At 71.7% G+C, this 6,908-nt stretch carries 6 protein-coding genes and 1 riboswitch; of the genes, 5 read left to right on the top strand and 1 reads right to left on the bottom strand.

The window, feature by feature from the left end; translation table 11 throughout:
- The first annotated feature begins 80 nt into the window (after positions 1 to 80).
- The 3 genes from ACFCV8_RS35005 to ACFCV8_RS34995 all read left to right on the top strand — a co-directional run bounded on the left by ACFCV8_RS35005 (position 81) and on the right by ACFCV8_RS34995 (position 2,345).
- Positions 81 to 1,478, top strand: coding sequence for an aspartate aminotransferase family protein (locus ACFCV8_RS35005; protein WP_376689556.1), 1,398 nt, complete (start codon positions 81 to 83; stop codon positions 1,476 to 1,478).
- A 62-nt stretch (positions 1,479 to 1,540) separates the two neighbouring features.
- Positions 1,541 to 2,146 carry a helix-turn-helix domain-containing protein gene (locus tag ACFCV8_RS35000; protein WP_376689555.1) on the top strand — a complete coding sequence of 202 codons (606 nt, stop codon included), beginning with the start codon at positions 1,541 to 1,543 and terminating at the stop codon, positions 2,144 to 2,146.
- Between the two features lie 31 nt (positions 2,147 to 2,177).
- A complete protein-coding gene (locus ACFCV8_RS34995; RefSeq protein WP_376689554.1) occupies positions 2,178 to 2,345 on the top strand; it encodes a DUF6126 family protein in 168 nt (55 codons plus the stop codon).
- Positions 2,346 to 2,355: 10 nt separating this feature from the next.
- Here the strand turns inward: ACFCV8_RS34995 and ACFCV8_RS34990 are convergent, their stop codons facing one another.
- Positions 2,356 to 3,168 carry a tyrosine-protein phosphatase gene (locus ACFCV8_RS34990; protein WP_376689553.1) on the bottom strand — a complete coding sequence of 271 codons (813 nt, stop codon included), beginning with the start codon at positions 3,166 to 3,168 and terminating at the stop codon, positions 2,356 to 2,358.
- Positions 3,169 to 3,408: 240 nt separating this feature from the next.
- Between ACFCV8_RS34990 and ACFCV8_RS34985 the strand changes: the two genes are divergently transcribed.
- A complete protein-coding gene (locus ACFCV8_RS34985; protein ID WP_376689552.1) occupies positions 3,409 to 5,505 on the top strand; it encodes an alpha-galactosidase in 2,097 nt (698 codons plus the stop codon).
- 297 nt (positions 5,506 to 5,802) lie between these two features.
- A riboswitch (cyclic di-AMP (ydaO/yuaA leader) is annotated at positions 5,803 to 5,959 on the top strand.
- Positions 5,960 to 5,962: 3 nt separating this feature from the next.
- Positions 5,963 to 6,886 carry a LysM peptidoglycan-binding domain-containing M23 family metallopeptidase gene (locus ACFCV8_RS34980; protein ID WP_376689551.1) on the top strand — a complete coding sequence of 308 codons (924 nt, stop codon included), beginning with the start codon at positions 5,963 to 5,965 and terminating at the stop codon, positions 6,884 to 6,886.
- The last annotated feature ends 22 nt before the right edge of the window (positions 6,887 to 6,908 follow it).

The raw sequence follows: 6,908 nt of genomic DNA, 5'->3' as shown, positions 1-6,908 counted from the left end.
CCCCGGACCACCGGCCCGCCGGCGCCCCCAGGGACCGCCACCGGCCACCCCGGGCACCCCAGGAACGAGGAGAGCGGGCAATGACGGACGACCGGCCCAAGGGCTTCGATCTGGCGCGGCTCCTCGCCGAGCGCGGCGCCGAGCGCTACGAGCTGCACACCAGGCACCTCAACCACCAGCTGCCCCGGATGCTGCACACCATCGGCTTCGACAACGTCTACGAACGGGCCGAGGGCGCCCACTTCTGGGACGCGGAGGGCAACGACTACCTCGACATGCTCGCCGGCTTCGGCGTGATGGGCCTCGGGCGCCACCACCCCGTCGTGCGCAAGGCGCTGCACGACGTGCTGGACGCCTCACTGCCCGACCTGACCCGCTTCGACTGCCAGCCGCTGCCCGGACTGCTGGCCGAACGGCTGCTCGCGCACAGCCCGCACCTGGACCGGGTCTTCTTCGGCAACAGCGGCACCGAGGCGGTCGAGACGGCCCTGAAATTCGCCCGCTACGCCACCGGGAAACCCCGCGTCCTGTACTGCGCCCACGCCTTCCACGGACTGACGACCGGCTCCCTCTCGGTCAACGGGGAGAGCGGCTTCCGGGACGGCTTCGCACCCCTGCTGCCCGACACCGCCATCGCGCTCGGGGACCTCGACGCGCTGCGGCGCGAGCTGAAGCGGGGCGACGTGGCGGCCCTGGTCGTGGAGCCGATCCAGGGCAAGGGCGTCCACGCCGCGCCCCCCGGCTTCCTGCGCGAGGCGCAGGAGCTGCTGCACCGGCACAAGGCGCTGCTCATCGCCGACGAGGTGCAGACCGGCCTCGGCCGCACCGGTGACTTCTACGCGTACCAGCACGAGGAGGGCGTCGAGCCCGATCTGGTCTGTGTCGCCAAGGCGCTCTCCGGCGGTTACGTCCCGGTCGGCGCGACCCTGGGCAAGGACTGGATCTTCCGCCGCGTCTACTCCTCGATGGACCGGGTGCTGGTGCACTCCGCGAGCTTCGGTTCCAACGCCCAGGCGATGGCGGCCGGGCTCGCGGTGCTCGCGGTGATGGAGGACGAGGACACCGTCGCCCACGCGCGCCGCACCGGCGACCTGCTGAGGGAACGGCTGGCCGCCCTGGTCGGCCGGTACGAGCTGCTGCACGAGGTGCGCGGACGCGGGCTGATGATCGGCATCGAGTTCGGCCGGCCGTCCTCGCTGAAGCTGCGCAGCCGCTGGACGATGCTCCAGGCGGCCCGCAAGGGGCTCTTCGCCCAGATGGTCGTGGTGCCGCTGCTCCAGAAGCACCGCATCCTCACCCAGGTCTCGGGCGACCACCTGGAGGTGATCAAGCTGATCCCGCCGCTGGTGGTCGACGAGGCGGACGTCGACCGCTTCGTCGCCGCGTTCGCCGAGGTGATGGACGACGCACACGGCGGGGGTGGGCTGATGTGGGACTTCGGGAGGACACTGGTGAAGCAGGCGGTCGCCAACCGCTGAGGGCTTTTGCCTGAGAGGCAAGGAATTTGCCTCTCAGGCAGGTCACCTGGCCCAATGGGTACATGAATCCTCCAGACGGAGGGGTGGCCGAGGAGCTGCCCGGGGTCGCGCCCCGCCTGCGCGACCTGCGCAGAAGCCGCGGTCTCACCCTGGAGAGCGCCGCCCAGCGGGCCGGGCTCTCACCCGCCCATCTCTCCCGGCTCGAAACGGGCCGCCGCCAGCCCTCGCTGCCGATGCTCCTGGGTCTCGCCAGGATCTACGGCACGACGGTCTCCGAGCTCCTCGGCGAGATGCCCCCGGAACGCGACGCGATCATCCGGGGCGGAACGTACGACGGGGCCGAGGCCGACGGCTGGATGTACCGGCGGGCCGGCGGCCCCGGCCGGGCCATGCAGGCCCTCCGCGTCCGGGTCCCGCACGGTGCGCAAAGCGATCTCGTACGGGTCCACCCCGGCGAGGAATGGCTCTACGTGCTGGCCGGGCACCTCCGGGTCTGGCTCGGGGACACCGTGCACGACCTCGCCCCCGGCGACAGCGCGCACTTCGACTCCCTCACCCCGCACCGGATCACGGCCACCGGCCGTGAGGGTGCCGAGCTCCTCTTCGTCCACACCCTGCTGCAGAGCCCCGCCGCCGAGCTGTGTCTCGGCAGCGACATTCACCACTGAGACCGGTTCCCGGTCGCCAGAGAGGACCGTCATGTCCGATTCAGAGAACTACGACCCGCTCGGTTCCAGCAAGCACTACGAGGCCCAGGAGCGGAAGTTCCCGCGCGGCATCGTGATCCGGCTCATCGCCTATCTCGTCGCCGGTCACGTCGTCGCCGCCTTCCTCTACCTGCTGTTCGAGGTGGCGGGCAAGCGCTGAGCGCACCGGGTCACCCCTGGCCGAGGAGCCGCTCGCGCAGCCGCTCACGGGTCTCGGGGGCGAGCCCGAGGCCCTCGGAGAAGTACCGCTCGGTGCTGCCCCAGGTCTCCTCGATGGTCGCGAAGGCCGCGGCCAGGTACTCGGCGCGGGCGCCGAAGAGCGGGTTCAGCAGCTCCATGACCTCGGCCGACATCCCGGCGGCCGAGGTGTCGCTGCGGCGCATCCGGTAGCGCCGGTGCGCGTCGTTCGACTTGAGGTAGTCGGCCTCGATCGCATCGCGCTCGACCCCGACGGCCAGCAGTGACACCGCGATCGACAGCCCCGCCCGGTCCTTGCCCGCCGCGCAGTGCATCAGCGCGGGCACACTGTCCTCGGCCAGGGCGTGCAGCACCCGGCTGTGCTCGGCGGTGCGGTCCCGGATGATCGAGCGGTACGAGGCGATCATCCGGTTCGCCCCCTTCCCGTCGCCGAGTATGGAACGCAGCTGCGCCGTGTCGCCGTCCCGGACCATGTGCCAGAACTCCGCGCCGTCGGCCGGGTCGGAGAGCGGGATGCTCACGTTCCGCACGCCCGGCAGCTCCACGTCCAGGCCGTCGAGGCGGCGGTCGGCGGAGTTGCGGAAGTCGAAGACGGTGTGCAGGCCCAGACCGCCCAGGAAGGCGGTGTCCTCGGCGGTGGCGTGCGCCAGATGGCCGCTGCGGAAGAGCCGCCCGTGGCGCACCCGCCGGCCGTCCGTGGTGGGCAGCCCGCCCACGTCGCGGAAGTTGCGGACACCCGCCAGCTCGGGCTCCGTCGACGGGACCTGCGGCAACTGCTGCGTCACGGTGACTCCTGGAATGTCCGGCGCCGGCGCTGGTCGTCGGCGGCACGACTGCGGCGACGATACGACATCGATTCCTCAGGCAATCATCCCGGCTCTTCCCTGTCGATACCCGGGGCGATACCCGGGTTCGGCGCCCGGACGGACTCCGGTTCCCGGCCGCCGGCCCACCCCGTGAGGCACCGTTGCCCACGCCCCCTCGGCGGCCGATGATGTGCGGAACTGCCGGACGACGGGGGCGCAATGATCGAGACGGGCCGTACCGGCCGTACCTGGCTGCTCACCGGAGAGAACAGCGGCTACGCACTGGCACTGACCGAACGGGACGAGCTGCTCCACCTGCACTGGGGACCGAGGATCACCCTCGCGGCCGCCGAGTCGCTGGCCGCGGCACCGGACCTGCCCCACCGGTCCTTCGAATCCCCCCTCGACGGCCATGAGGAATACCCGGTGGAGGGCGGCCCCAGGTTCGTCCGCCCCGCGCTCTCGGTCCGTACCCCGCTCGTCCGCGGCACCGAATGGGCCTTCCGGTCCGCCGGTACCGAGGGCGACGAACTGAGGATCGGGTTCACCGACGCCGTACACGGGCTCGCCCTCACCCTGCACTACCGGATGCGGGACGACTCCGACGTCGTGGAACGGTGGGCCACCGTCGCCCACGCCGGCCCGGATGGCCCGCCGCTGGAACTGCTGCGTGCCGACGCGGCCGCCTGGTCGCTGCCCGCCCGGGACGGCTGGCGGCTGAGCCGGCTGCACGGCCGCTGGTCGGCCGAGACCCGGATCGAGCGCGCGGAGCTGCTCCACGGCGAGAGCGTCATCTCCAGCAGGCGGGGCCACACCGGCCACCAGTACCTGCCGTGGGCCGCGCTGGACGCCGACGGCGCGGCCACCGAGGAGAGCGGCGAGGTCTACGGCTGCGCGCTCGGCTGGTCCGGCTCCTGGCGGATCAGCGTGCAGCGGCTGCCCGACGGACTCGTACAGATCACGGGCGGCGCCGGTCACGACGATTCCGGGCTGCTCCGGCTCGCCCCCGGTGAGTCGTACACCACACCCGTCTTCGCCGGGCTCTGGAGCGAGGGGGGCTTCGGCGGGGCCAGCCGGGCCTGGCACTCCTGGCAGCTGGCCCATGTCGTCCCGGACGCGGGGAGCCTGCGCCCGGTGCTCTACAACTCCTGGGAGGCGACCGGCTTCGACATCTCGCTGGACCAGCAGCGGGCCCTCGCCCGGCGCGCCGCCGCGATGGGCGTCGAGCTGTTCGTGGTGGATGACGCCTGGTTCGCCGGGCGGACCAGCGACCGGGCCGGGCTCGGCGACTGGACCCCCGACCGGGACCGCTTCCCCGGCGGGCTGAAGCCGCTCGCCGACGAAGTGCACGGGCTCGGCATGCGGTTCGGCATCTGGGTCGAACCGGAGATGGTCAACCCCGACAGCGATCTCTACCGGGCACATCCCGACTGGGTCCAGCACGTCCCCGGCCGGACCCGGACGGAGTACCGCAACCAGCTGGTGCTCAACCTGGCCCGGCCCGATGTCCGGGCCTACCTCTGGGACCAGCTGGACACGCTGCTCTCCGGCACCCCCGTCGACTACGTGAAGTGGGATTTCAACCGCTGTTTCACCGATCCGGGCTGGCCCGGCGAGGAGTATCCGCAGAAGATCTGGACCGCCCATGTGCAGGCCCTGTACGCGCTGATCGACCGGCTCAGGGCCGCACACCCCGCCGTCGCCTTCGAGTCCTGCTCGGGCGGCGGCGGCCGGATCGACCTGGGCATCCTCTCCCGTACCGACCAGGTGTGGACCTCCGACAACACCGACCCGCTCGACCGGCTCGCCATCCACGAGGGCTTCGGGCACCTCCACCCGGCCCGGGTGATGGCGGCCTGGGTCACCGACAGCCCGAACCGCCAGCTCAACGGCAGGGTCAGCTCGCTGCGCTTCCGCTTCGTGAGCGCCATGGCCGGGGTGCTCGGCATCGGCGGGAACCTCACCGAATGGAGCGAGGAGGAGCTGGCCGAGGCGCGTGACTGGGTGGACCTCTACAAGGAGATCCGCCCCGTGGTGCAGCACGGCGCTCTGTACCGGCTGCGTGCGCCGCGCGGTGGCCTCAGCGCCGTCCAGTACGTCCTCGGCGAGGAGACCGTGGTCCTGATGTGGCTGGCGGCCCAGCGGTACGGGGAGCGCCCGCCGGCCCTGCGGCTGCGCGGGCTCGATCCCGCGGCGGCGTACACCTGCCGGGACACCGGGGCGGTCCACCACGGCTCGGTGCTGCTGCACCAGGGGCTGCACACCGGACTGAGGGGCGATCTCGACGCGCGCGTGCTGCGACTCGGAAGACGCTGACCGCTTCGCACGTGTCCGTAATGTGCACTTTTTCAGAACATCGCCTGTTTATAAGGGAGATGATCGGAAGCTCGTGAGCGGGATCATATTCGTGACGGTGCGTGGCGGCGGGAGCGGCGGGCATTCCGTGCGCGGCGCGGAATTCCAAGATCGATAATCCACGGAGGGTGACCGGAATTCCGAATCGAATTCCCGGAACGGAATACCCGCGTGGAACCTGCCGCTTGTTCTCGCCGTCCCGGCTCGCTTACGGTCACCGTCATTCCGGACGGCCCGCCCAATCCTGCCGCCGACCGGAATTCACATCCACTTATCGCGTGGCAGGAGCGGGGGAACCAGGTAGGCCGCCGACCGGAGAAATCCGGCCGGCTAGGGGTGAAGCCGCACGCGGTGCGGCCGGGCATCTCCAGCCCGAACCCGACAGCTCACCTCGCAGGCGCCGGAGAGGAAAGACGCCATGCCCATCACGGGTAAGCACCGCCGTCCCAAGGTCGGCCCCATCGCCCGCGGATTCGCCGCGGTCAGCACCGGCGGCGCCGTCATCGCACTGCCGCTGCTCGGCGCCACCGGCGCCCACGCCGCGGAGCAGTCCGCGCCGGTCGCCGCGCCGGAGCGGACCGCCATCGCGCACACCGCGCCGAAGGCCGCCCCGAAGGCCGCGCCCACCACGTACTCCGTCGTCACCGGCGACTACCTGTCGAAGATCGCCGCCGAGCACCACGTCAAGGGCGGCTGGCAGAAGCTGTACCAGGACAACCGCGAGGCCGTCGGCGGGAACCCGAGCCTGATCTTCCCCGGCACGAAGCTGACCCTCTCCGCCGCGACCGCCGCCAAGGCCGCGCCCGCCGGTGCCGGAACCGGTACCGCCCTGCCGTCGAAGGCTGTCGCCCCGGCCGCCGGGCAGCCCGCCCCGGCCGATTCCGCCACCGAGGACGCCCCGGCCCCGGCCGCCGCGCCGGCCACCGAGGACACCGGCTCCGGCTACGTCCACCCGGTCCCCGGCAACCACACCACCAATTACCGGGCCTCCGGCTCCAACTGGTCCAGTGGCAGCCACACCGGCATCGACTTCCCCGTCGCCACCGGCACCGGCGTCAAGGCCATCACCTCCGGCACCGTCGTCACCGCCGGCTGGGGCGGCGCCTACGGCAACCAGATCGTCGTCAAGCACGCCGACGGCCACTACTCGCAGTACGGCCACCTCTCCTCGCTGTCCGTCTCGGCGGGCCAGACCGTGAGCGCCGGCCAGCAGCTCGGCCTCTCCGGCGCCACCGGCAACGTCACCGGACCGCACCTGCACTTCGAGGTCCGCACCGGTGCGGAGTACGGCTCGGACATCGACCCGATCGCCTTCCTGGCCTCGCACGGCATCAACGTCTGAGTGTGACCTGAAGGAACGGAAG

It is taken from the genome of Streptomyces sp. NPDC056347, assembly GCF_042262625.1.
Lineage (GTDB): Bacteria > Actinomycetota > Actinomycetes > Streptomycetales > Streptomycetaceae > Streptomyces.
The sequence above is the reverse complement of the archived record's forward strand: the minus strand, read 5'-3'. Positions and strand labels throughout refer to the sequence as shown.